This window comes from Streptomyces sp. NPDC059874 (assembly GCF_042731135.1).
In the GTDB taxonomy this organism is placed as follows: domain Bacteria; phylum Actinomycetota; class Actinomycetes; order Streptomycetales; family Streptomycetaceae; genus Streptomyces.
In genome coordinates, this window is the sequence record NZ_JBHWJY010000064.1 from 1 (window position 1) to 24,214 (window position 24,214).

At 69.4% G+C, this 24,214-nt stretch carries 20 protein-coding genes and 1 tRNA gene; 8 read left to right on the forward strand and 13 right to left on the reverse strand.

What is annotated here, in order from left to right:
- Positions 1 to 260 precede the first annotated feature (260 nt).
- The 5 genes from ACFV9H_RS29550 to ACFV9H_RS29570 all read left to right on the forward strand — a co-directional run bounded on the left by ACFV9H_RS29550 (position 261) and on the right by ACFV9H_RS29570 (position 7,676).
- Positions 261 to 1,418: a sensor histidine kinase gene (locus ACFV9H_RS29550; RefSeq protein ID WP_385404066.1), complete on the forward strand. Its 1,158-nt coding sequence runs from the start codon at positions 261 to 263 to the stop codon at positions 1,416 to 1,418.
- Positions 1,419 to 1,540: 122 nt separating this feature from the next.
- Complete coding sequence (locus ACFV9H_RS29555) at positions 1,541 to 1,882, forward strand: chorismate mutase (protein WP_385404068.1); 342 nt, start codon at positions 1,541 to 1,543, stop codon at positions 1,880 to 1,882.
- Between the two features lie 77 nt (positions 1,883 to 1,959).
- The gene (gene pepN, locus ACFV9H_RS29560) at positions 1,960 to 4,521 is read left to right on the forward strand and encodes an aminopeptidase N (RefSeq protein ID WP_385404071.1); all 2,562 of its coding nucleotides are present in this window, start codon (positions 1,960 to 1,962) and stop codon (positions 4,519 to 4,521) included.
- A 348-nt stretch (positions 4,522 to 4,869) separates the two neighbouring features.
- On the forward strand, positions 4,870 to 6,270 hold the full coding sequence (locus tag ACFV9H_RS29565) for a pyridoxal phosphate-dependent decarboxylase family protein (protein ID WP_385404073.1): 1,401 nt from the start codon (positions 4,870 to 4,872) through the stop codon (positions 6,268 to 6,270).
- Positions 6,267 to 7,676: a lysine N(6)-hydroxylase/L-ornithine N(5)-oxygenase family protein gene (locus tag ACFV9H_RS29570; protein WP_385404075.1), complete on the forward strand. Its 1,410-nt coding sequence runs from the start codon at positions 6,267 to 6,269 to the stop codon at positions 7,674 to 7,676. The genes ACFV9H_RS29565 and ACFV9H_RS29570 overlap by 4 nt, the downstream gene beginning before the upstream one ends.
- A 107-nt stretch (positions 7,677 to 7,783) precedes the next feature.
- On the opposite strand, the gene ACFV9H_RS29575 is transcribed toward ACFV9H_RS29570, so the two are convergent.
- Positions 7,784 to 9,601: a bifunctional metallophosphatase/5'-nucleotidase gene (locus ACFV9H_RS29575; protein ID WP_385404158.1), complete on the reverse strand. Its 1,818-nt coding sequence runs from the start codon at positions 9,599 to 9,601 to the stop codon at positions 7,784 to 7,786.
- A gap of 128 nt (positions 9,602 to 9,729) precedes the next feature.
- Here ACFV9H_RS29575 and ACFV9H_RS29580 point away from each other — a divergent pair, with 128 nt between their 5' ends.
- Both ACFV9H_RS29580 and pyk read left to right on the forward strand, forming a co-directional pair.
- Positions 9,730 to 10,431 carry an SIMPL domain-containing protein gene (locus ACFV9H_RS29580; RefSeq protein ID WP_385404077.1) on the forward strand — a complete coding sequence of 234 codons (702 nt, stop codon included), beginning with the start codon at positions 9,730 to 9,732 and terminating at the stop codon, positions 10,429 to 10,431.
- Between the two features lie 146 nt (positions 10,432 to 10,577).
- Complete coding sequence (pyk, locus tag ACFV9H_RS29585; protein ID WP_385404079.1) at positions 10,578 to 12,005, forward strand: pyruvate kinase; 1,428 nt, start codon at positions 10,578 to 10,580, stop codon at positions 12,003 to 12,005.
- Positions 12,006 to 12,079: 74 nt separating this feature from the next.
- Here pyk and ACFV9H_RS29590 read toward each other — a convergent pair whose 3' ends face one another.
- From ACFV9H_RS29590 to ACFV9H_RS29600, 3 genes are all read right to left on the reverse strand, one after another.
- Positions 12,080 to 12,331: an EF-hand domain-containing protein gene (locus tag ACFV9H_RS29590; RefSeq protein WP_385404081.1), complete on the reverse strand. Its 252-nt coding sequence runs from the start codon at positions 12,329 to 12,331 to the stop codon at positions 12,080 to 12,082.
- Between the two features lie 232 nt (positions 12,332 to 12,563).
- Complete coding sequence (locus ACFV9H_RS29595; RefSeq protein WP_385404084.1) at positions 12,564 to 13,352, reverse strand: helix-turn-helix domain-containing protein; 789 nt, start codon at positions 13,350 to 13,352, stop codon at positions 12,564 to 12,566.
- Between the two features lie 84 nt (positions 13,353 to 13,436).
- Positions 13,437 to 13,519 (reverse strand) — tRNA-Leu (locus tag ACFV9H_RS29600).
- A gap of 92 nt (positions 13,520 to 13,611) precedes the next feature.
- On the opposite strand from ACFV9H_RS29600, the gene ACFV9H_RS29605 reads away from it, so the two are divergent.
- Positions 13,612 to 14,265 (forward strand): ANTAR domain-containing response regulator, encoded by a 654-nt coding sequence (locus tag ACFV9H_RS29605; RefSeq protein ID WP_385404086.1) that lies wholly within the window; start codon positions 13,612 to 13,614, stop codon positions 14,263 to 14,265.
- Positions 14,266 to 14,337: 72 nt separating this feature from the next.
- Here the strand turns inward: ACFV9H_RS29605 and ACFV9H_RS29610 are convergent, their stop codons facing one another.
- The 9 genes from ACFV9H_RS29610 to ACFV9H_RS29650 all read right to left on the reverse strand — a co-directional run bounded on the left by ACFV9H_RS29610 (position 14,338) and on the right by ACFV9H_RS29650 (position 24,202).
- Positions 14,338 to 15,054, reverse strand: a complete 717-nt coding sequence (locus ACFV9H_RS29610; protein WP_385404089.1) for an ABC transporter ATP-binding protein — start codon at positions 15,052 to 15,054, stop codon at positions 14,338 to 14,340.
- Positions 15,051 to 15,911, reverse strand: coding sequence for an ABC transporter ATP-binding protein (locus ACFV9H_RS29615; RefSeq protein WP_385404092.1), 861 nt, complete (start codon positions 15,909 to 15,911; stop codon positions 15,051 to 15,053). Before ACFV9H_RS29615 ends, ACFV9H_RS29610 begins: the two co-directional genes overlap by 4 nt.
- 3 nt (positions 15,912 to 15,914) lie before the next feature.
- Positions 15,915 to 17,729, reverse strand: a complete 1,815-nt coding sequence (locus tag ACFV9H_RS29620; protein ID WP_385404094.1) for a branched-chain amino acid ABC transporter permease — start codon at positions 17,727 to 17,729, stop codon at positions 15,915 to 15,917.
- A 5-nt stretch (positions 17,730 to 17,734) separates the two neighbouring features.
- Positions 17,735 to 18,664, reverse strand: a complete 930-nt coding sequence (locus tag ACFV9H_RS29625; RefSeq protein WP_385404097.1) for a branched-chain amino acid ABC transporter permease — start codon at positions 18,662 to 18,664, stop codon at positions 17,735 to 17,737.
- 118 nt (positions 18,665 to 18,782) lie between these two features.
- A complete protein-coding gene (locus ACFV9H_RS29630; protein ID WP_385404100.1) occupies positions 18,783 to 20,012 on the reverse strand; it encodes a branched-chain amino acid ABC transporter substrate-binding protein in 1,230 nt (409 codons plus the stop codon).
- A 300-nt stretch (positions 20,013 to 20,312) separates the two neighbouring features.
- Positions 20,313 to 20,813, reverse strand: coding sequence for a Tat pathway signal sequence domain protein (locus ACFV9H_RS29635; protein WP_385404103.1), 501 nt, complete (start codon positions 20,811 to 20,813; stop codon positions 20,313 to 20,315).
- A gap of 134 nt (positions 20,814 to 20,947) precedes the next feature.
- On the reverse strand, positions 20,948 to 21,352 hold the full coding sequence (locus ACFV9H_RS29640) for a hypothetical protein (RefSeq protein ID WP_385404106.1): 405 nt from the start codon (positions 21,350 to 21,352) through the stop codon (positions 20,948 to 20,950).
- Positions 21,353 to 21,408: 56 nt separating this feature from the next.
- Positions 21,409 to 21,867, reverse strand: coding sequence for a PaaI family thioesterase (locus tag ACFV9H_RS29645; RefSeq protein ID WP_385404109.1), 459 nt, complete (start codon positions 21,865 to 21,867; stop codon positions 21,409 to 21,411).
- Positions 21,868 to 21,931: 64 nt separating this feature from the next.
- On the reverse strand, positions 21,932 to 24,202 hold the full coding sequence (locus tag ACFV9H_RS29650) for an FdhF/YdeP family oxidoreductase (RefSeq protein WP_385404111.1): 2,271 nt from the start codon (positions 24,200 to 24,202) through the stop codon (positions 21,932 to 21,934).
- Positions 24,203 to 24,214: the final 12 nt, after the last annotated feature.

Sequence of the window (24,214 nt, forward strand, 5' to 3'; positions counted from 1 at the left end):
GAGCCGCACAGGGCAGGCGGCGCCGACCACATCCAGCCCCGCCGGCGTTTGAGGCGCGGGGTCTGGGGCGGAGCCCCAGGAGCCCGCGGCGCAGCCGCCCCGTACCCGCACGCGTCCACCCGCGCAGGTGCCCGTACTCCCGCCGGGGCACACCGCGGAGCCCCAGGAGCCCGCGGCGCAGCCGCCCCGTACCCGCACGCCCCCGCCCGCACAGGCCCCCGTACCGCCCCCGCCCGCGCCCGGCACGGAAGGCGGCCCGAATGAGCCCCCTGCGCCGCTGGACCCGCAGGCACCCCCACACCGCCGACCTGATCCGCCTCACCCTCCCCCTCGTCCTCCTCGCCCTCGTCACCTTCGAGGGCGTGGTCCTCGCCCGCCGGCCCAGCCTCCCGCACGCCACCGTCTGGGTGTCCGGCATCCTCGTCTGCCTCAGCGCCGCGCCCTGGCCCGCCATCCCCCTCCTCACCCGCGCCTGGTTCGCCGCCGCCGTCACCTGGGCCGCCACCCTCGCCCTGATCTTCGGCAACCACCCCATCGTCGTCTGGGGCGGCGGCGAGGCCCTCGCCCTCCTCGTCCTCCTCTCCCAGGTCCTGCTCCGCGCCCCCGCCCGCACCGCCGCGGTCCTCGGCCCCCTCCTCGGCCTCGGCTGCATGGCCGTACCCGTCCGCGACACCGACCCCGGCCGCTTCACCCTCCTCTTCTCCGTCCTCACCGTCGTCATCAGCACCTACTCGCTGCTGCTGCGCCTGCAGTCCGTCCAGCGCGTACGCGACCTGCACGCCGTCCGCACCGCCGAACGCCTGGAGCTCGCCCGCGAGCTCCACGACCTCGTCGCCCACCACGTCACCGGCATCGTCGTCGAGGCCCGCGCCGCCCGCTTCACCAAGGTCAACGCCGAACACGCCGCCGAGATCCTCGGCCGCATCGAGACCGCCGGCGACGAAGCCCTCGGCTCCATGCGCCGCCTCGTCAAGGTCCTCCGGGAAAACGACGGATCCACCACCGCCACCGCCGCCACCGCACCCGTCGCCGGCCTCGCCGACATCCGCGAACTCGCCGAACGCTTCTCGACCACCGGCCCACCCGTGGTCCTCTACATCGAGAAAGGCCTGGAGAACCGCCTCCCCGGCCACGTCGCCGCCACCGCCCACCGCATCGTCCTCGAAGCCCTCACCAACATCGGCAAGCACGCCGCCACCGCCACCGCCGTCCGAGTCGGCCTGCGCACCGTCCCCACCGGCCTGGAAGTCCGGGTCGCCGACGACGGCGGCCGCCCCGCCACACTCTCCGAGAACGCCCGCGGCGGAGGCTACGGACTCGCCGGCATGGCCGAACGCGCCGAAGCTCTCGGCGGCACCCTCACCGCCGGCCCCAACCCCGAAGGCGGCTGGCTCGTCACCGCGCTCCTGCCCCTGTGACCTCCGCGGTCACTGTGACCTCCGCAGCCCCTGTGACCCCTCTGTCCGCTTTGATCACGGACCCGTCTCACCAACCGGCTGCCCCGGGCCTTGATCGCCCCCGCCACGTATTCTCAGGAACCATGAACAACATCGACAGCGACAGCGACTTCGACAACGGGATCGACGAAAGCGTCGCCGCCGAACTCGCCCGCCTGCGCGACAGCATCGACAACATCGACGCGGCCGTGGTCCACATGCTCGCCGAGCGCTTCAAGTGCACCCAGCAGGTCGGCCACCTCAAGGCACGCCACCAGCTGCCCCCCGCCGACCCGGGCCGCGAAGCCGCCCAGATCGCCCGGCTGCGCCAGCTCGCCGAGAACGCCAAACTCGACCCGGCCTTCGCCGAGAAGCTCCTCAACTTCATCATCGCCGAGGTCATCCGCCACCACGAGACCATCGCCGCGGGCGAAGACGACAAGTAGACGACAAGCAGCCGCCGCAAGACGCCGTCCGAGCGGGTGACTGGGGTCCGACTGCCCACTGCGGCAGCATGGGCCCCATGTCCGCACTGACGCGCAGCGAAGCGCAACTCCGAGCCCAGCTCCTCGACGTCCACCACTACGCCGTCACCCTCGACCTCACCGTCGGCGACGAAACCTTCGACTCCAGCGTCGACATCCGCTTCACCGCACGCGCCGCGGGCGACACCTTCGTCGAGCTCAAGCCCGAACACCTGAAATCGGCCCTCCTGGACGGCGAACCCCTCCCCGTCACCGCCCTCCAGGACAACCGCCTCCCCCTCACCGGCCTCACCGAAGGCACCCACGAACTGCGCATCGACACCCGCATGCGCTACTCCCGCACCGGCGAAGGCCTCCACCGCTTCACGGACCCCGCCGACGGAGAGACGTACGTCTACAGCCAGATGTTCATGGACGACGTCCAGCGCGTCTTCGCGGCTTTCGACCAGCCCGACCTCAAGGCCGTCTTCGAGTTCACCGTCACCGCCCCGGAGCACTGGACGGTCCTCGCCAACGGAATCACCACCCGCACCGGCGAACGCGCCGCCCACGGCGACGGCGGCGACGGCGGCGCGGAGCGACCCGCGGCCGGCATCTGGCACTCCGCCCCCACCCCCCTCATCTCCACCTACCTCGCCGCGGTCGCCGCCGGTCCCTGGCACAGCGTCCACACCCAGCACGCGGGCCTGCCCTTCGGCATCCACTGCCGCCAGTCCCTCGCCCCCCACATGGACACCGACGCCGAAGAGATCCTGTCCATCACCAAGGACTGCTTCGACCGCTACCAGGAGAAGTTCACCGAGCCCTACCCCTTCGACTCCTACGACCAGGCCTTCGTACCCGAGTTCAACGCCGGAGCCATGGAGAACCCCGGACTCGTCACCTTCCGCGACGAATTCATCTACCGCTCCGCCGTCACCGACACCGAACGCCAGACCCGCGCCATGGTCATCGCCCACGAAATGGCCCACATGTGGTTCGGCGACCTCGTCACCCTCGCCTGGTTCGACGACATCTGGCTCAACGAGTCCTTCGCCGAATACATGGGCTACCAGACCCTCACCGAAGCCACCCGCTTCACCGACACCTGGACCGACTTCGGCGTCACCCGCAAATCCTGGGGCTACGACGCAGACCAGCGCCCCTCCACCCACCCCGTCGCCCCCGACCCCGACGACGTCCCCGACACCGCCTCCGCCCTCCTCAACTTCGACGGCATCTCCTACGCCAAGGGCGCCTCCGCGCTACGCCAACTCGTCGCCTGGCTCGGCGAGAAGGACTTCCTCGCCGGCATCAACACCCACTTCGCCCGCCACAAGTTCGCCAACGCCTCCCTCGCCGACTTCGTCGACTCCCTCGCCGCCCACACCGAACGCGACGTCCACGCCTGGGCCGAGATCTGGCTGCGCACCACCGGCATCGACACCCTCACCCCCCAGATCGAGGAAGACCCCCGCACCACGTCCGGCGCCCCCACCGGCTGGACCCTCACCATCGACCGCCACGGCACCCGCCCCCACCACATCGCCGTCGGCGTCTACGACCGCGATCCCGCCGACGGCCGCATGCTGGAACGCACCGAACTCCTCCACCTCGACATCCCCTCCGACGAGGTCCTCTCCGTCAGCGGCCCGCGCCCCGCACTCCTCGTCCTCAACGACACCGACCTCACCTACGCCAAGGTCCGCCTCGACGAAACCTCCGTCGAAACCGTCCTGCGCGGCCTCTCCCACATCCCCGACCCGCTCACCCGCGCCGTCGTCTGGAACTCCCTGCGCGACATGGTCCGCGACGGCGAACTCGACCCGCAGGACTACCTCACCACCGCCGAGGCACACCTGCCCGAGGAACACGACCTCGCGATCGTCCAGGGCGTCATCACCTTCGCCCGCACCCAGATCGCCGTCCGCTACCTCGCCCCCGAACAGCGCACCGCAGCCCTCACCACCCTCACGAGCATCGCCCGCGACCTGCTGCGCCGCACCGAGGACGGCTCGGCACCGGGCCTGCGGCTGACCGCCGTACGCACCCTCGTCGACAGCGCCACCCAGCCCGACACCATCGCCGGCTGGCTCGCCGACGACTCCGTCCCCGGCGGCCCCGAACTCGACCCCGAACTGCGCTGGCGCATCCTCGCCCGGCTCTCCGTACTCGGCGCCGTCGACGAAACCGCCATCGACACCGCGCTCGCCGCCGACCCCAGCGCCACCGGCCAGGAAGGCGCCGCCCGCTGCCGCGCCGCCCTGCCCACCCCCGAGGCCAAGGCCGCCGCCTGGGACCGCCTCTTCCACGACGACACCCTGTCCAACTACCTCTTCAGCGCCACCGCCCAAGGCTTCTGGCAGCCCGAACAGACCGACCTCGTACGGGAATACGTACCCCGCTACTACCCCGACGCCGTGGCCCTCGGCGCCCGCCGAGGCCCCGCCATCGCCGAAGCCGCCGGCCGCTGGGCCTTCCCCGTCTACGCCATCGACGAGTCCAACCTCCAGTCCGGCCACACCTGCCTCGAAAACCCGGACATCCTCCCCCTCCTCCGCCGCAAACTGATCGACCAACTGGACGACCTGGCCCGAGCCCTCCGAGTCCGCGGCACCTGACCCTCAGCCCACCCCCTCGGGCCCGCACCCACCCAGCCTCGCCCCACCCAGCCCCTCCGGCGTTTGAGGAGCGGGGCCCGGGGCGGAGCCCCGGTTTCGGGAAGGGGCGGGGTGGGGGAGAGGCCCCGCGCAGCGGCCCACCCACCCCGCCCCCACGACCACGCGGCCCCGCCCAGGCGCGGCAACCACCCGAAAACAAAATCCGGAAAAACCCCGGCGGTTACCCCATTCGGGTCTGATCGTTGTACCCGTCGGGCACCGCCTGCCACCGCAGCTCCGCCCCCGCCAAGGTGCCCCCACGAAGGGCCGGCCCCCGCCGCCGCCCACCGTTCCCGTGAGGACACCGACATGACCGCGCCGCCCGGACCCAGACGAACCGGAACACCACCGCTCGCCGGCGGAGCCACCGGTGCCGAGGCCCTACGCCCTCTCCTCGACACCGTCCTCACCGCCCTCCACAGCGGAGCGAAAGAACGCGGCGGCCCCCTCCCCGCCGGCGGCCCCGACACCGTCACCGCCCACGTCACGGCCGCACTCGGCGACGTACTGCCCGACCACGGCACCGGCCCGCACGAAGCACTCCGCAACCTCGTCCACACCCTCGCCGCCGGCGCCGCCGACCCCGCCGACCCCCTCTGCGCCGCCCACCTGCACTGCCCGCCCCTCGCCGTCGCGACCGCCGCCGACCTCGCCGCGGCCGCCCTCAACCCCTCCCTCGACTCCTGGGACCAGGCCCCCGCCGCCTCCGCGATCGAAGCGCTCCTCACCCGCGCACTCGCCGCCGAGTTCTACGACACCCCCCACGCCGACGCCCTCGTCACCACCGGCGGCACGGAAGCCAACCAACTCGCGCTCCTCCTCGCCCGCGAACGCCACGGCCCCTCCCTCACCGTCCTGCACGGCGCGAACGCCCACCACTCCGTCCCCCGCGCCGCCTGGCTCCTCGGACTCCCACCCGCCATCGCCCTGCCCACCCCCACCGGCACCCTCGACCCCGCCCACCTCGCCGAGGCCCTCGCCGCCACCCCCGGCCCCACCCTCGTCACCGCCACCGCCGGCACCACCGACGCAGGACTCATCGACCCCCTCCCACGCATCGCCGACCTCTGCGACCGCTACGGCGCCGACCTCCACATCGACGCCGCCTACGGGGGACCCCTCGCCCTCAGCCCCCGCCACCGCGACAAACTCGCCGGACTCGGCCGCGCGCACTCCCTCACCGTCGACCTCCACAAACTCGGCTGGCAGCCCGTCGCCGCAGGACTCCTCGTCGTCCCCGACACCACCCTGCTCGCCCCCCTCGCCCACCAGGCCGACTACCTCAACGCCACCGACGACACCGAAGCCGGCCTACCCGACCTCCTCGGCCGCTCCCTGCGCACCACCCGCCGCCCCGACGCCCTCAAGATCGCCACCACCCTGCGCGCACTCGGTCGCGACGGCCTCGTCCACCTCATCGACCGCACCTGCGAACTCGCCCACCAGCTCGCCGAGCGCATCGACGCCCACCCCGGCTTCGAACTCCACGCACCACCCACCATCAGCACCGTCCTCTTCCGGCCCACCCACGCCACCGACGAGGGCCTCGCCACCCTGCGCCGCACCCTCCTCCACGAAGGCCGCGCCGTCCTCGGCCGCACCCACGCCGACGGCCGCCTCTGGCTCAAAGCGACCCTGCTCAACCCCCACACCACGGCGAGGGACCTGGACACCCTCATCACCCTCCTGGAAGGCAGCACCCGCCGATGACCGCTCAGCTCGATGCACCCCACGACCTCGTCGGAATCGGCATCGGACCCTTCAACCTCTCCCTCGCCGCCCTCGCCCACGGCCTCCCCCGCCAAGGAGCCGGCGAACTCGCCACCGCCTTCTACGACCAACGCCGCGACTTCCGCTGGCACCCCGGACTCCTCATCGACGGAGCCACCCTCCAAGTCCCCTTCCTCGCCGATCTCGTCACCCTCGCCGACCCCAGCAGCCCCTGGAGCTTCCTCAGCTACCTCAAGCACAAGGAACGACTCTTCCCCTTCTACTTCGCCGAGCGGTTCCACATCCAACGCGCCGAATACGACGCCTACTGCCGCTGGGTCGCCGGCCGCATCCCCGGACTCCACTTCGGCCACCAAGTCGACGCCGTCCGCTGGAACCCCGAACGCGACCTCTTCGAAGTCGACTTCACCCAACTCGACGCCGACGGCGAAGCCGAAGCCCTCGGCCGCACCCACACCCGCAACCTCGCCCTCGGCATCGGCACCGCCCCCTACGTCCCCGAACCCCTGCGCCCCCTCGCCGAAGCCCCCACCGTCCCCGTCATCCACAGCGCCGACTACCTCGACAACCGCCAACGCATCCTCGGCGCCGACCACGTCACCATCATCGGATCAGGCCAGTCCGGCGCCGAAGTCTTCCTCGACCTCCTCCGCGCCCGCCCCACCGGCCGCGAACGCCTCACCTGGCTCGCCCGCACCCCCTCCTTCGCCCCCATGGAGTACTCCAAGCTCGGCCTCGAACACTTCACCCCCGACTACACCCGCTACTTCCACGCCCTCCCCGAACCCGTACGCGACCGACTCGTCCCCGCCCAATGGCAACTCCACAAGGGCATCGACACCGACACCATCGCCGCCATCCACGACGAGCTCTACCGCCGCACCCTCCACGGAGGCTGGCCCGACGCCGTCCTCACCCCCGGCGTCAGCGTCCGCACCGCCGGCCGCGTCGCCACCACCAAAGTCGAACTCCACCTCGAACACATCGAACAAGGCACCCGCTCCCGCCTCACCACCGACGCCGTCGTCCTCGCCACCGGCTACCAGGAACGCCCCCTCACCCGGCTCCTCGCAGGCCTCGACCCCTACCTGCGCAAGGACTCCTCCGGCCGCCCCCGCATCGACGACCGCCACCGGATGATCCTCGACCCCAGCGTCACCGGCAGCATCTTCGTCCAGAACGGCGAACGCCACACCCACGGCGTCGGCGCCCCCGACCTCGGCCTCGCCGCCTGGCGCAGCGCCGCCATCCTCAACACCCTCACCGGCAAAGAGCCCTACCCCCAGCCCACCCGCACCGCCTTCACCACCTTCGGCCTCGAACAACGCGAACACACCCGGCCACGACCCACCGTCGACCTGCTGCCCCTCGTCGAACACCCCTGACCGACGCCGCCGTCCCCACCCACCTCGTCCGCACCACCCCCTGAAACCCGAACGGGGCCGGGACCCGCCACCCGCGAACCCCGACCCCGCACACCCACGACCCACGCCTAGAACACGGGCGTACCGGCCCGCGTCAGCCGCCAGTCCACGGACGCGAACTGCGCCGGGTCCACCGCCCCCTTCGCCTTCACCCACGTGATGATCGTGTTGCGGATCTCGTCCGAGTTCGCCCACAGCTGCTTGGCACCCGGCACGTGCGGGAAGTTCCCACCACCCGAAGCCCGGTAGTTGTTCACCGCCAACACGAACCGCGCCGCCGGATCCAACGGCTTGCCCTGGAAGGACAACCCCGCGATCCGCGAACCCACCGGCTGCGCGATGTCGATGTCGTACGACAGCCCGTACACCGCGTCATAGTTGTAGTCCGGCGTACCGTCCGCGTTCGTCAGCTTCGCCGGATCCACCACCTCACCCGGCGCCGTCCGCACGAAGTACTTCACCGAATACTCCAGGTAGTCCTTCAGCTGCGCACCCGTCAGCAGCCGGGCCTCCAGCGTGTTCTCGAACGGGTACAGACCCGCCGCGTCCCTGATCGTCACCTGCCCGGCCGGTATCGCCGCCGTCCGCGAGAAACACGAGGCCTGCGACAGCACCGGCAGCGCCGCCCACTCCGTACCGGCCAGCGCCGCCTTCACCGTCTCCGCCTGCACGTGGTTGATCAGATCGATGATCGGCACGTCCTTCACCGGCCCCTCCGCCGAGGACATCGCCTGCGTCGACGTACCGATCACCTGGTTCACGTACGCCACGACCTTGCGGTGCTCGTCCTCCAGCAGCCCGACGATCTTCGGGTCCTCGGCGACCGTGTTCGAGTTCAACACCTTCGCCGCGACCTTCTCCACCGACCAACGGCCCCGCGACCACGACAGCTCGAAGTCGAACAGCGTCAGCCGCTGCCCCCACTTCAACGGCTCCGACAGCACCACGTCCTTGCCCGTCGCCTTGTTCTTCACCCGGTACTCGGGAATCTCCGTGTGCGCGTGCCCCACCAAGATCGCGTCGATCCCCGGCACCTGCTCCGCCACCAGACCCGCCGCGTTCTCGATGTACGGCAACTGGTCCCCGTACGAAGACGTCCCGCTCGACCCCGAATGCGCCGACACGATCACCACGTCCGCACCCATCGAACGCAGCCGCGGCACATACTTCGCCGCCTGCTCCTCAAGCCCCGGGAAGGTCATCTTCCCCTGCACGTTCGCCTTGTCCCAGATCGCGATCCCCGGGTTCGTCAACCCCAGCACCGCCACCTTCACATCACGCCCGTGCGGAGTCCGCAACCGGTGCATGCTGTACGGCGCGAACGCCGGCCGCAGCGTCTTCGCATCCAACGCGTTCGCCCCCAGCAGCGGGAAATCACACTGCTCCTCGAACTTCCGCAGCACCGGAATGCCGTAATTGAACTCGTGGTTCCCCAACGCCGCCGCGTCGTACCCGATCGCGTTCATCGCCTGCGCCATCGGATGCACCGGACCCCGCCGCGCGGTGATCGGATCCACCTTGGCGTAGTAGTACGACAACTGCGTGCCCTGGATCGTGTCACCCGCGTCGATCAGAAGCGTGTTGCACCGCCCCTTCTCCGCCCGCACCTGCTCCACCAGCGTGGAGATCTTCGCCAGACCCACATCGTTGTGCGCCTTGTCGTCGAACTCCTTGTCCGTGAAGTAATCCCAGTTGAAGACATTCCCGTGCAAGTCGGTCGTACCCATCACCGTGAACGAGTACGTACGCCCACCAGCCGACCCGGCCGACCCGGCCGAGCCCGCCGACGGTGCCGCGGCGGCCGGGGTGCTCGTGGCCCCCGTCAACGCCACAACCGCACCCGTCGCAGCAGTGGTCCCAAGAAAAGTCCTGCGGTCGAACGCCATGCCATCTCCCCTTTTGAGGCCTGAACAACGCGCGTAGATTCTGACCCAGGAGCAACAAGCCGCAAAACCCCCACCAGGTTTCGATCCGATGACCACCCCCCGACAAGCCCCGGTGCGACAGTGAATCCATGACCCAGGACGCATCGCACCAGCCCTACGGAACCCCCGAAGTCCCCCGCGTGGCAGTCCGCGGCGAAGCACGCCTCGAAGTCGACCCCGAGATCGCCCGCATCGGAATCACCGTCAGCGCCCGCGGCACCGACCGACGCACCGCCCTCGAAGACCTCACCCGCCGCAACAACACCGTCCTCGACCTCATCAAGAGCTACGGCGAACCCGTCGAAAAACTCGAAACCGGCTCCTTCTCCATCACCCCCGAACTCACCCGCCACGGCCGAGCCGAACGCATCCGCGCCTACCACGGCCGCGTCCACATCACCGCCGAACTCAGCGACTTCACCACCCTCGGCGAACTCACCACCCGCCTCGCCGACCTCGAACTCACCCAAGTCGACGGCCCCTGGTGGGCCCTGCGCCCCACCTCACCCGCCCACGGCCAAGCCCGCCGCCAAGCCGTACTCGAAGCCGTCCAACGCGCCCGCGAATACGCCGAAGCCCTCGGCGCCAACCTCGCCGCCCTCGTCGAACTCGCCGACCTCGGCGCCGAAAACGCCACCCCCTTCCCCGCCGCCCCCGGAGCCGGAATGCGCACCATGGCCTTCAGCGCCGCCGAAGACGCCGGCCCCCCGCCCCTCGACCTCGAACCCCAACGCCAGACCGTCTACGCCCAGGTGAACGCCCGCTTCACCATGACCCCGCCCCAACTCTGAAAAACCCACAAAACGATGCCCCGGGGGTGCTCATCAGAGCACCCCCATGCACATTCAACAGTTGTCAACAACCTTTTGCTCAAAGGTTGTTGAGTGGACACCCGGAAGCGATTACCTACTCCTAAGTAGGGGAATACGCTCGACCCATGCGCCGAGCGAAAATCGTATGTACCCTGGGCCCCGCAACCGACTCATACGACCAGATCAAAGCCCTGGTCGAAGCCGGAATGGACATCGCCCGCTTCAACCTCAGCCACGGCACCTACGCCGAACACGAGGAGCGCTACCAGCGCGTACGCAAGGCCTCGGACGAGACCGGCCGCAGCGTCGGCATCCTCGCCGACCTTCAAGGCCCGAAGATCCGCCTCGGCCGCTTCCGCGAAGGACCCGTACTCCTTGAACGCGGCGACGACTTCACCATCACCGTCGAAGACCACGAAGGCGACCGCCACACCTGCGGCACCACCTACAAAGGACTCGCCGCCGACGTCACCACCGGCGAACGCATCCTCGTCGACGACGGCCGCGTCACCCTCGAAGTCACCGCCGTGGACGGCCCCCGCGTCCACACCCGCGTCATCGAAGGCGGCATGGTCTCCGACAACAAGGGCCTCAACCTCCCCGGCGTAGCCGTCTCCGTCCCCGCCCTCTCCGACAAGGACATCGAAGACCTCCGCTGGGCCCTGCGCATCGGCGCCGACGTCATCGCCCTCTCCTTCGTCCGCAGCGGCCGCGACATCGAAGACGTCCACCGCATCATGGACGAAGAAGGCCGCCGCCTCCCCGTCATCGCCAAGATCGAAAAGCCCCAGGCCGTCGAAAACATCGACGACATCGTCGCCGCCTTCGACGGAATCATGGTCGCCCGCGGCGACCTCGGCGTCGAAATGCCCCTGGAACAAGTCCCGATCGTCCAAAAGCGCGCCGTCAAACTCGCCAAGCGCAACGCCAAACCCGTCATCGTCGCCACCCAAATGCTCGACTCGATGATCGACAACTCCCGGCCCACCCGCGCAGAAGCCTCCGACGTCGCCAACGCCGTCATCGACGGCACCGACGCCGTCATGCTCTCCGGCGAAACCAGCGTCGGCAAATACCCCATCGAAACCGTCCGCACCATGTCCCGCATCGTCGAAGCCGCCGAAGAGGACATCCTCGCCAAGGGCCTCCCACCCCTCACCGAGCGCAACAAGCCCCGCACCCAAGGCGGAGCCGTCGCCCGAGCCGCCGCCGAAATGGGCGACTTCCTCGACGCCAAATTCCTCGTCGCCTTCACCCAGAGCGGCGACACCGTCCGCCGACTCTCCCGCTACCGCTCACCCATCCCCCTCCTCGCCTTCACCCCCGACCCCGCCACCCGCTCCCAGCTCAACCTCACCTGGGGCGTCGAAACCTTCCTCGGCCCCCACGTCGACTCCACCGACGCCATGGTCGCCCAGGTCGAAGAAGAACTCCTCCGCATCGGCCGCTGCGCCCCCGGAGACACCGTCGTCATCACCGCCGGCTCCCCGCCCGGAGTCCCCGGCTCCACCAACCTCGTCCGCATCCACCACATCGGCGACCCCGTCCGCTGACCCCCACGTACGAGACGCACCGCGTCGGGAACACCCGCCCGACGCGGTCACCGCCCCGCCGACACCGAAGCGGCCTACCAGCCGAACCGGCGATCAACCACAGCCTCGAACTCCTCGAAGGTCAACACCGCATCCCCATTCGCATCAGCCGCATCGAACAACGCCGACGACACATCCGCGTCCCCCAACGCCCAGAACGGCAGATCCCCCTGCGCGGCCAACGTCGGCCCCTTCGACCGCAACGCCGAAATCACCTCCATACGGGTCAGCTCCCCGTCATGGTTCAGATCCAGCGCGTCGAACAACTTCCGGGCCTTCTCGCTCATCACACGTCCCCTTCTCGATCGACCTTGACCTCAACCTAACTCCAGGTCCTACGGTCAAGACATGACGACCAAGGAATACCCCCAAGGCCAGCTCGCCGCCCAGCCCATCGGCTACTGAAGCAGCGAAGCCGCCGCCCTCGTCATCGGCGGCCTGCGCGCCGCCACGATCGACGTCCTGCGCCGCATGGTCGCCAACCTGGGCGGCTCCGGCGAGCTCCCTTAGCCGCCGCGGCTAGTACTTGGGCCCGATGTGGGCGTCCATGAGGGCGACGGATTCCTTCCGAGCGATGGACACGTTGTACGGGTCGCTGCCCCGGGCCAGGATCGTCCATTGGACCCCGACCTTCGTGAGCGTGTCCGTGCAGAGCCGACGGATGTCGTCCGACTTGTTGGTGAACAGGTATCGCGGGTACTCGTACCGCTTCTTCACTCCGGCGACCACTCGGGTGGTCCAGTTGGTGATCCGGCATCCGTCGGAATGGATGAGCCCACGGATGAACTCCCACGGGTGGTTGTCGACGATCTCCTGCTGCCAGGCCTCCAGGGCTATCCGGCGTTCGTGCTTCCTGCCTGCCCCGTGCTGGGGGAACAGGCACGTGAGGTGCTTCGAATAGACCTTCACGTTGTGGCAGCCGGTCCTGCGGACCCGGCAGACCTGGTTGAAGGGGAACACGCGGCGCATGGCCTCCTCGGCGGCGTCCATGAGCCCGGGCCAGTGGTCGTCACAGGTGATCATGAGGTTGGGTACGCGGTGGCCTGAGTAATGGCTTATGTGGCCATCGCCCAGATAGAGGCCGAGCAAGTAGGCGTACGCCTGTGCATCGAGCGGGCTACCGTCACATCGGGGGCAATCCGGGTCGTGTGCACCGGGGCACTCGCCGCGCTTCGCCCGGTCCTTGTGCTTCCAGTAGCCGACGGTGCCGAGCGGCACATTGAGGTGGCGAGCCACCTCTGCATTTCTTGTGCCACCCCGCAGCAGAGAGAGGGCCGTTTGGCGTACTTCGAGGCTGTGAAACTCCATGACGCCACTGTGCGTGACGAATGATGACCTTGTGCAGCAAAAAGCGGACGTTCACGCGAAGGTGAACGTCCGCTTTTCGGACAGTGCCGGGTGCGGGACTCGAACCCGCAAGCCCTCACGGGCAGATGTGTTTGAGACATCCGTGTATGCCATTCCACCAACCCGGCAGGGTTGCACGTCGGAGTGTACCGGGTGACCATGCGGCTGCGCTGCTAGGTAGGCTCATCCAAGCAGCAGAGCCCCGCAAAGAGGAGCCCCCGTGACCGCCGAGCACGAGTCGACGCCCACGCCCGACGCCGACCAGTCGCACGTTCCGCCGCTGACGACCCGCGTCGTCATCGCCGAGGACGAGGCGCTCATCCGTCTTGATCTCAAAGAGATGCTGGAGGAGGAGGGCTACGCCGTCGTCGGCGAGGCCGGTGACGGGCAGACGGCCGTGGAGCTCGCGCGTGAGCACCGCCCGGACCTCGTCATCCTCGACGTGAAGATGCCCGTCCTGGACGGGATCTCCGCGGCCGAGAAGATCGCGGAGGAGTCCATCGCCCCCGTGCTCATGCTCACCGCGTTCTCGCAGCGCGACCTCGTCGAGCGGGCCCGCGACGCCGGTGCGATGGCGTACCTCGTGAAGCCGTTCAGCAAGAGCGACGTCGTGCCGGCCATCGAGATGGCCGTCTCCCGCTTCGCTGAGTTGCGCGCGCTGGAGAAGGAGGTCGCGGACCTCTCCCAGCGGCTGGAGACCCGCAAGCTGGTCGACCGGGCGAAGAGCATCCTGCAGACGCAGTACGGGCTGAGCGAGCCCGCCGCGTTCCGGTGGATCCAGAAGTCGTCCATGGACCGTCGGATGTCCATGCAGCAGGTCGCCGAGGTGGTCATCGAGGACGCCGAGGCGAAGAAGAAGGACGGCGGGAAGTAGGTCCCCCGGGACATACGTGAGGCCCGTCTCCCCCCGAGGGGAGACGGGCCTCACGTGTTCAACGGGGCTGGGTCAGTCCTCGCCGAGGTAGGCCTTGCGGACGTCCTCGTTGACGAGGAGGTCGCGGCCTTCGCCGGACAGGACGACCTTGCCGATCTCCATGACGTGGCCCTGGTCGGCCAGGGACAGCGCGGCCTGGGCGTTCTGCTCGACCAGGAGGATGGTCGTGCCGGACGCCTTGAGCTCGGCGATCGTCGCCATGATCTTCTGCATCATGAGCGGCGAGAGGCCCATGGACGGCTCGTCGAGCATGAGCAGCTTGGGCTGGGACATGAGCGCGCGGCCCATGGCGAGCATCTGCTGTTCGCCGCCCGAGAGGGTGCCGGCGGCCTGCTTGCGGCGCTCTCCCAGGATCGGGAAGAGGTCGTAGGCGCGCTGGACGTCCTTCTGGATGCCTTCCTTGTCGTTGCGGAGGAAGGCGCCGAGGAGGAGGTTGTCCTCGATGGTCATGCGCGGGAAGATGTGCCGGCCCTCGGGGGAGTGGGCGAGCCCGAGCGAGACGATGTCGTGCGCGGGGACCTTCTTCAGCGACTTGCCCTGGAACTTGATCTGGCCGCCCTTGGGCTTGATCAGGCCGGACAGGGTGCGCAGGGTCGTGGTCTTGCCGGCGCCGTTCGTTCCGATGAGGGTGACGATCTCGCCCTCGTTGACGGTGAAGGAGATGCCCTTGACGGCTTCGATCTTGCCGTAGGCGACGCGGAGGTCCTCGACCTCCAGGAGTGCGGTCACTTGGCTTCTCCGTCCGTGCTGGTGGTGCTGTGCGCTTCGGCGGCTTCGACCTCCGCGACTTCTTCGGCGCCGGGGGCGCCTTCGAAGGGTTCGCCGAGGTAGGCGGCGATGACGCGTTCGTCGCCCTGGACTTCGGAGGCGGTGCCTTCGATGAGCTTTTCGCCCTGGACGAGGCAGGCGACGCGGTCGCAGAGGTTGAAGATGAAGCGCATGTCGTGCTCGATGACGAGGACGGCGATGCCCTTGTCCCGGATGGCGAAGATGAGTTCTTCGGCGGCTCGGGTTTCCTGCGGGTTCATGCCGGCGGTGGGCTCGTCCAGGAGGATGAGGCCGGGGTCGCTGGCGAGTGCGCGGGCGATTTCGAGCTTGCGCTGTTCGCCGTAGGGGAGGTTGCGGGCGAGGTGTTCGGCCTTGTGGGCGAGGCCGATGAACTCCAGGAGTTCCATGGCTCGCCGGCGGCTGGCTTCCTCGGCGCGGCCGAAGCTGGGCAGGCGCAGCAGGGCGGACCAGAGGCCTTCCTTGGTGCGGGTGTGGCGGCCTACGAGGACGTTTTCCAGGACCGTCATGTTGTTGAAGAGACGGATGTTCTGGAAGGTGCGGGCGATGCCGGCCGCGGTGACCTTGAAGGACTTGGGGGGCAGGACCGTGCCCTTGTACCGGACTTCGCCCTCGGTGGGGATGTAGAGGCCGGTGAGGCAGTTGAAGAAGGTGGTCTTGCCGGCGCCGTTGGGGCCGATGAGGCCGACGATCTCGCCGCTGCGGACGGTCAGGTCGACGTTCTTGACGGCGGTGAGGCCGCCGAAGCGCATCGTGACGCCGCGGGCGTCGAGGACCGTTTCGGTCGTGGTGGTGGTCATGGATCAGGCCCCTGTCTTGCCGAGGACTGTGGGCGCTTCGAGGTCCGTGTGGAGTTCGAGCTGGTTGCGCCGGTTGGGGATGAGGCCTTCGGGGCGCAGGCGCATGAGGATGACGAGCGCGATGCCGAAGGCGAGGAGCTGGATGTCGCCGAAGTCCTGAAGCTTGTTGGGGATCAGGAAGAGGAGGGCGCCGCCGACGAGGGGGCCTGCGATGGTGCCCATGCCGCCGAGGACGACTGCGGCGAGGAGGAAGGCGGAGTTCGGGGGAACCGCGTTGGCGAAGACGTACTGGTCCGGGGTGACGGTGTAGTTCACGTGGGCCTGTACGGCGCCGGCGAGGCCGGCGAGGGTGGCGCCGAGGGCGAAGGCGATGAGCTTGACGCGGAAGCCGTTGATGCCCATGGCTTCGGCGGCGGTCTCGTCCTCGCGGATGGCGACCCAGGCGCGTCCGATGCGGGATTCCGCGCTGCGGCGGAAGACCAGGACCACGATGAGCGTGATCAGGAGCATCAGGAAGAAGTAGTTGGCGAAGCGGCCGATGGTGAATCCGGCGAGGGTGTGGCTGGCGCCGAAGTCGAATCCGAAGAGGTCGATGTTGGGGACGCCGGCGATGCCGTTGGGGCCGTTGGTGAGGTCCGGGCCGGAGACGCCGTCGAGGTTGTTCATCGAGATCCGGAAGATCTCTCCGAAGCCGAGGGTGACGATGGCCAGGTAGTCGCCGCGCAGGCGCAGGGTCGGGGCTCCGATGAGGACGCCGAAGATCATGGAGGCGGCGGCGCCGAGGAGGAGTGCGGCCCAGAAGGGGAAGTGCACGCCGAACGGCGAGTTGGGGGAGCCGGAGACCAGGGCCGCGGTGTAGGCGCCGACGCCGAGGAAGGCGACGTAGCCGAGGTCGAGGAGGCCGGTGAGGCCGACGACGATGTTCAGGCCGAGGGCGACGGTGGCGAAGATGAGGATGTTGACGCCGAGGGTCGCGTACTGGTCGTCGGTCTGGGTGAGGGGGAAGGCGGCGGCCGCGACGAAGGCGCCGACGAGGGCGACGTTGCGGTGCTTGTTGGTGAGGGCGCTGAAGCGGGCGACGAGGCCGGCCTTGAGGAGGGCGCCGAAGCCGAAGCCGGCGGCGATCAGGAAGCCGATGAAGAGTTCCTGGTACGCGGTGGTGACACCGAAGGTGAAGACGCCGAGGGCGACCGCGAGGAGGGCGGTGATGAGCAGGATTTCGGCGTAGGCCGGGAGCTGGCGGGCCGGCTTGGGGGTGCCGCCGGCGTGGGCGGCCTTGGTGACCGTCCAGCGGTTGCCGATGTTGTGCTTGGTCTGTTCCCACCAGCTGTCTTCGGGGTCCGCGGGTTCGAGTGCGGGGCGTTCGAAGGGGAGGAAGCGGGCGCCGATGTAGGCGGTGGCGGAGGTGGCGAGGGCGATGAAGCCGCCGGGCTCCAGGTTGATGAGGCCGCCGAGGGTGTCGCTGATGGCGTAGGCGGTGTAGAGGATGGTGAGGAGAGTGCCGAGGGCGGAGAGCTTGATCGCCGCGTCGGCTCCTGCGGGGGTGAGCCAGCGCAGGCCCTTGACTCCGTAGGAGGCGAGTCCGAAGAGGGTGGTGAGGGCGCCGCCGACGAGGACGAGCCACTGGAGGCCGCCGGGGTATCCGTAGACGGTGAGGTTGCCGGGGAAGGCGGGGGTCCAGGTCCAGGCGAGGAAGCAGGAGATGACGGTGAGGGCGCCGCCGGCGGTGGCGAGGGCGCGGGCCGTCTTTTCGGGGAGGGAGATTCCGGCTCGGCCGGTCGCCGTCTGGGGCGTGGTGTCCGTGGTGGTAGTCGTCATGGTTCTCACGCCCTGTCGGCCACGCGCTCGCCCAGCAGACCTTGCGGTCGGAAGAGGAGCACGAGGATGAGGAGTACGAACGCCCAGGTGTTGCCCCAGGACTGGCCGCCGAGCTGGCTCATGCCGGGGACGTCGGCGATGTAGGCGGTGGTGAGGGTCTCGGCGAGGCCGAGGACCAGTCCGCCGATCATGGCGCCGTAGATGTTCCCGATGCCGCCGAGGACGGCGGCGGTGAAGGCCTTGAGGCCGAGGATGAAGCCCATGCGGTAGTTGACTTCGCCGTACTTGAGGCCGTAGGCGACGGCTCCGACGGCGGCGAAGGTGGCGCCGAGGGCGAAGGCGACCGTGATGATGCGGTCGGTGTTGATGCCCATGAGCTTGGCGGTGTCGGGGTCCTGCGCGGTGGCCTGCATGCCGCGGCCGGTGCGGGTCTTCTTGACGAAGTAGCCGAGGAAGGCCATGGAGATGGGGGCGGCGAGCAGCAGGAAGACGTCACCGGTCTGGATGGTGATGCTGCCGAGGTGGAAGGGGCCGCCGGGGATTTCGGGGAAGACGACGGAGGACTTCGCGTCGGGGTACCAGGCCCATACCACCTGCTGGAGGACGATGGAGAGTCCGATGGCGGTGATGAGCGGGGCGAGCCGGGGCGCGTTGCGGAGTGGCCGGTAGGCGAAGCGTTCGGCTCCGACGGCGATGAGGGTGGCGACGATGATCGCGCCTATGAGCATGAGGGGCAGCGCGACCCACATGGTGGTGCCGCCGGGGAGCATCAGCCAGACCGTGAGGGCTCCGAACCCGCCGGTCATGAAGATCTCGCCGTGGGCGAAGTTGATGAGCTGGACGATGCCATAGACCATCGTGTAGCCGATGGCGACGAGCCCGTACATGGATCCCAGTAGCAGGCCGTTGACCAGCTGTTGCGGCAGTTCGTGCACCGCAGGTCCTCCGAGTCTTTCGACGGATGTGACACCGCGCGGGGCGCATTGTGCGCGCCCCGCGCGGCAAAGTGAGGGGTGAGGGGCTAGCGGGTGAGCGTGCTAGCCGCTCGGTTGGTCAGCCGCCGAAGGTGCCGGACTCGACGGACTTCCAGTCGCCGCCTTCGACCTTGTAGACGGTGAGCTGCTTGTTGGTGGCGTCGCCGTACTCGTCGAAGGAGACCTTGCCGGTCACGCCGTCGAAGGAGACGTTCTGGACGGCTTCGAGGACCTTGGCGCGGGCGTCGGTGGGGAGCTTGCCGTTGTTGGCGTCGACGACCTTCTTGACGGCCTCGATGACGGCCCAGGCCGAGTCGTACGAGTAGCCGCCGTAGGCCGCGAACGGGTCCTTGTAGCCGGCCTTCTGGTAGTTGGCGACGAAGTCCTTGGCGGACGGCAGGCTCTCGACGGGGGCGCCGACGGAGGTCGCGAAGTCGCCGGTGGCGCCTTCGCCCGCGAGCTCGACGTACTTCTTGTCGTAGATGCCGTCGCCGCCGACGAGCGGGATGTTGGTGCCGGAGGCCTTGATCTGCTTGCTGAGCGGGCCGGCCGCGGGGTACTCGCCGCCGTAGTAGACGACGTCGGCGCCGGAGCTCTTGACCTGGGTCACGATCGCGGAGAAGTCCTTGGACTCCGGGTCGATGTGGCCCTCGCCGACGACCTGGCCGCCGAGCTTGGTGAACTCGCCCTTGAAGGTTCCGGCGAGGCCGGCGCCGTAGGTCTTCTTGTCATCGATGATGAAGACCTTCTTCTTGCCGCCCTTGTTGAAGAGGTACTGCGCCGCGAACGGGCCCTGGATGGCGTCCGTGGTGGCGGTGCGGAAGTAGCTCTTGTAGGTGCGGGTCTTCTGGCCCTCGGCCCACTTGGGGCCCTGGGTCAGGGACGGGCTGGTGTTGGCCGGGGAGATCTGGGCCAGCTTGGCGTCGTCGAAGACCTTCTGCATGGCCTCGGAGACCGAGGAGTTCAGCGGGCCGACGACGCCGAGGACGTCCTTGTTGGCCGTGAGCTTGGTGGCGTTCTGCTGGCCGGAGGAGGCCTGGGCCTGGTCGTCGAGGGCTTCGACCTTGAAGGTGATGCCCTTGACGTAGCCCTTCTCGTTGGCCGTCTTGGCCGCGAGGTCGGCGGAGTTCTTGATGCCGAGGCCGAGGGCGGAGAGGTCGCCCGTCAGGGGGGCGTCGACGCCGATGACGACCGTAGTGGTGCCGCCTTCGGCGGCGCCGCCCTTGTCGTCGCGCGATCCGCAGGCGGTGAGAGTGAGGGCGCCTGCAGCGAGGGCGGCGGTCACGGCGATGAGCTGACGATGACGCACGATCAGTCCTTTCCTGGCGCCGCGTCCCCCGTGGGACGCGTCGAGTCGAACGCGGGGAACCGAACTGAAGGAAATCCGGTGGTCGCGGTAACTGGCCGTGACTCTAGGCGGCGGATCGTCGGTTATGGAGGGCTGAGGCCAATGATGTGACTCTCTTGTTATGCCACGGCGTAATGCATAGCGGATGTCTGCGGGTGGAACGGGGGAATTCGGGCCGTTTCGTCTTGTCCGCATAGTGAGATGGGTGAGGACCAAACTGCTGTTTAGCTGCTGTCTTGCCAGGACTCTGGGGGTCTTTGGTCATGACGGCGCCTGGGTGGCCGTGTCTCGATCTTCGGGACACGCCCTGGTCAGGGCGACGGAAAGATCCCTGGCATAACGATCGCCGGGGATGTAACTGTGATCCTCTTTCTGAAATCCATTACTGAGGGTTACCTCCAGGAAAGGGAGTCCAGAATTCCGTGGTGCGTGCACGCAGTCTTTGGCCTGGAACAACACCGCGAGGTCGCGCGCCTCTCCCGGGCCGAGCGTGACCGGGAGCGGTGTCCCGGTCGTGACGCTCAGCGCCCGCGACGGCTGGTCGATCCGCTCCACCGTGACGGCGGGCCCGGAGCGGTTGCGCACACGGACGGTGAGGGCGAACGCGCTGCCGGCCGGGGGCGGCTCCAGCGGCTCCAGGTAGGTCAGGGACACGGACTGCGAGGGCGCGGCCGGGGGCGGTGCGGCGGTCGGCGTCGGCCGGGTGGCGTACCAGCGGGCGGCGCCGGCGGCCAGCGCGACCGCGGCCGTCGCGGCGAGCACGGCCCGCCGGTGGCGGGCGTACCGGACGCGGATCCACCGTGCGGCTCCGGCCGGGGGCGTACGGGGCTCGGGACGCGGGCTCTCGCGGCTCTCGGTGCCGTCTCCGGGTTCGACCGGGCCGATGCCGCCGCCCCTCACCAGGGGCCGCCGGTCGGGGTGCCCGAGCGGTAGCGCTCGGCGCAGCGCCGGGCGGCCTCGCGGGCGGTGAGCTCGCGGGCGGCCGTCGGGCCCTTGGTCCGCTGCTCGGCCCTGGCTTCGTCGAGGACGGCGCGCAGGATCTCGTTCTGGCCGCCGGACAGGCCCATGGCCTGGTAGTCGAGGCCGATGGCGTCCCGGTCCTCGCCGGCGTCGAGGATGACCCCGGCCCAGTGGGTGATCAGGGCGGTGCACAGGTCCTGGGGCGAGGTGGTGTGCGGGGCGGGGGAGGCGGGGGTGTCGGAGGCGGGGGTGTTCGGGGCGCATCCGAGGAGCGCGGCGCCCAGGAGCGCCGTCGCCGCGCAGGCGGTCGTGGCGCGCCGCGGCGCCGGTCCCGATCCCATGCGGGAACGCTAGACCGGCGCCGGTGGCTGCACAACTGCTCGTATCGGCCGTCTTGTTAAGACTCCGTGTCGCGGAGCAGGCAGGTGAGGCGGGCGGTGCAGACCCGGCGGTCCTGCTCGTCGCTGATGACGATGTCGTAGGTGGTGGTGGAGCGGCCGCGGTGGACGGGGGTGGCGACGCCGGTGACGGTGCCGGAGCGCACTCCGCGGTGGTGGGTGCAGTTCAGGTCGACGCCGACGGCGATCTTGTCGATGCCGCCGTGCATCATGGCGCCGACCGAGCCCAGGGTCTCGGCGAGGACGGCGGAGGCGCCGCCGTGGAGGAGTCCGTAGGGCTGGGTGTTGCCCTTGACCGGCATGGTGGCGACGACGCGCTCGGCGGAGGCTTCCAGGACGCGGATCTCCATCCGCTCGCCGAGGGCGCCCGCCGAGAACAGCGCGGGCAGGTCGATGCCCTTGGCCGCGTACTCGTCGAGTACCTCCTGCGGGAACTTCACAGCGTGTTCCTGACCCATGGGCGGGCTCCGTTCGTCAACGATCGTTAACCTGATTGTCCTGGGGTCGTTCTATCAGGCCGGTTCAGGCCGGTTCGAAGCGGATGACGACGGACTTGCTCGCGGGGGTGTTGCTGGTGTCCGCGGTGGAGTCGAGGGGGACCAGCACGTTCGTCTCGGGGTAGTAGGCGGCGGCGCAGCCCCGGGCGGTCGGGTAGTGCACGACGCGGAAGCCGGGCGCGCGCCGCTCGACGCCGTCCTTCCACTCGCTCACCAGGTCGGTGTAGGAGCCGTCGGCCAGCCCCAGCTCGGCCGCGTCCTCGGGGTTGACCATGACGACGCGGCGACCGCCGGTGATGCCGCGGTAGCGGTCGTCGAGGCCGTAGATGGTGGTGTTGTACTGGTCGTGGCTGCGCAGGGTCTGCAGGAGCAGCCGGCCCTCGGGGACCCTGGGGTACTCCACGGGGGCGGCGGTGAAGTTGGCCTTGCCGGTCTTCGTGGGGAAGCGGCGCTCGTCGCGAGGGGCGTGGGGGAGCCGGAAGCCGCCGGGGCGGGCGATGCGGGTGTTGAAGTCCTGGAAGCCGGGGACGACGCGGGAGATCCGGTCGCGGATGGTGGCGTAGTCGCGCTCGAACTCCTCCCACGGGGTCTTGGAGGTCTCGCCGAGGACGGCGCGGGCCATGCGGGCGACGATGGCGGGCTCGGAGAGCAGGTGGGGGCTCGCGGGGGCGAGGTTGCCGCGGGAGGAGTGGACCAGGCCCATGGAGTCCTCGACGGTCACGAACTGCTTGCCCGACGCCTGGACGTCCTTGTCGGTGCGGCCGAGGGTGGGCAGGATCAGGGCGCGCCTGCCGGTGACCGCGTGGGAGCGGTTGAGTTTGGTGGAGACGTGCACGGTCAGGGAGGCGCGGCGGATCGCGGCCTCGGTGACCTCGGTGTCGGGGGTGGCGCCGACGAAGTTGCCGCCCATGGCGAAGAGGACCTTGGCCTCGCCGTCGCGCAGGGCCTGGATGGAGCGGACCACGTCGAAGCCGTGCGCGCGCGGCGAGGTGATCCGGAATTCGCGGTCGAGGGCGTCGAGGAAGGCCGGGGCGGGTCGCTCGAAGATGCCCATGGTGCGGTCGCCCTGCACGTTGGAGTGGCCGCGGACGGGGCAGACGCCGGCGCCGGGGCGGCCGATGTTGCCGCGCAGCAGGAGGAGGTTGACCACCTCGCGGATGGTGGCGACGGCGTGCTTGTGCTGGGTGAGGCCCATCGCCCAGCAGACAATGGTCCGCTTCGAGGCCAGGATCATGGCCAGGGCGCGCTCGATCTCGGGGCGGGTCAGGCCGGTGGCGGTGAGGGTCTCGGCCCAGTCGGCTTCCTTGGCGGCGGCCGCGAACTCCTCGTAGCCGTGGGTGTGTTCGCGGATGAACTCCTCGTCGGTGGCGCCGCCCGCCTCGATGACGAGCTTGTTCAGGAGGCGGAAGAGGGCCTGGTCGCCGCCGATGCGGATCTGCAGGAACAGGTCGTTGAGGGCGGTGCCCTTGAGCATGCCGAGGGGGGTCTGCGGGTTCTTGAACCGCTCCATGCCGGCCTCGGGCAGCGGGTTCACCGAGATGATCTTCGCGCCGGCGGACTTGGCCTTCTCCAGGGCGGAGAGCATGCGCGGGTGGTTGGTGCCGGGGTTCTGCCCGGCGACGATGATCAGGTCGGCCTGGTGGAGGTCTTCGAGGGAGACGCTGCCCTTGCCGATGCCGATGGTCTCGTTCAGTGCGGAGCCCGAGGACTCGTGGCACATGTTGGAGCAGTCGGGCAGGTTGTTGGTGCCGAACTCGCGGGCGAAGAGCTGGAAGAGGAACGCGGCCTCGTTGCTCGTGCGGCCGGAGGTGTAGAAGAGGGCCTCGTCGGGGGAGTCGAGGGCGGTCAGCTCCTCCGCGATGATCCCGAAGGCCCGCTCCCAGCTCACGGCCTCGTACCGGTCGGAGCCCTCCGCGAGGTACATCGGCTCGGTGATCCGGCCCTGCTGGCCCAGCCAGTACCCGGAGCGCGTCGCGAGGTCGGCGAGCGGGTGGGCGGCGAAGAACGCGGGGGTGACCCGGCGCAGCGTGGCCTCTTCGGCGACGGCCTTGGCGCCGTTCTCGCAGAATTCGGCGGTGTGCCGCTTGTCGCCCTCGGGCCAGGCGCAGCCCGGGCAGTCGAAGCCGTTCTTCTGGTTGACCTTGAGCAGGGTGCGGGCGGTGCGGGCCAGGCCCATCTGCTGCTGCGCGATCTTCAGGGTGTGCCCGATCGCGGGGAGGCCGGCCGCCGCGTGCTGCGGCGGCGCTACCTGCGGCGCGTCCTGGACCGGATCACCTGCGGGCGGCTTGGTGGCCATGTCGCTCCCCTT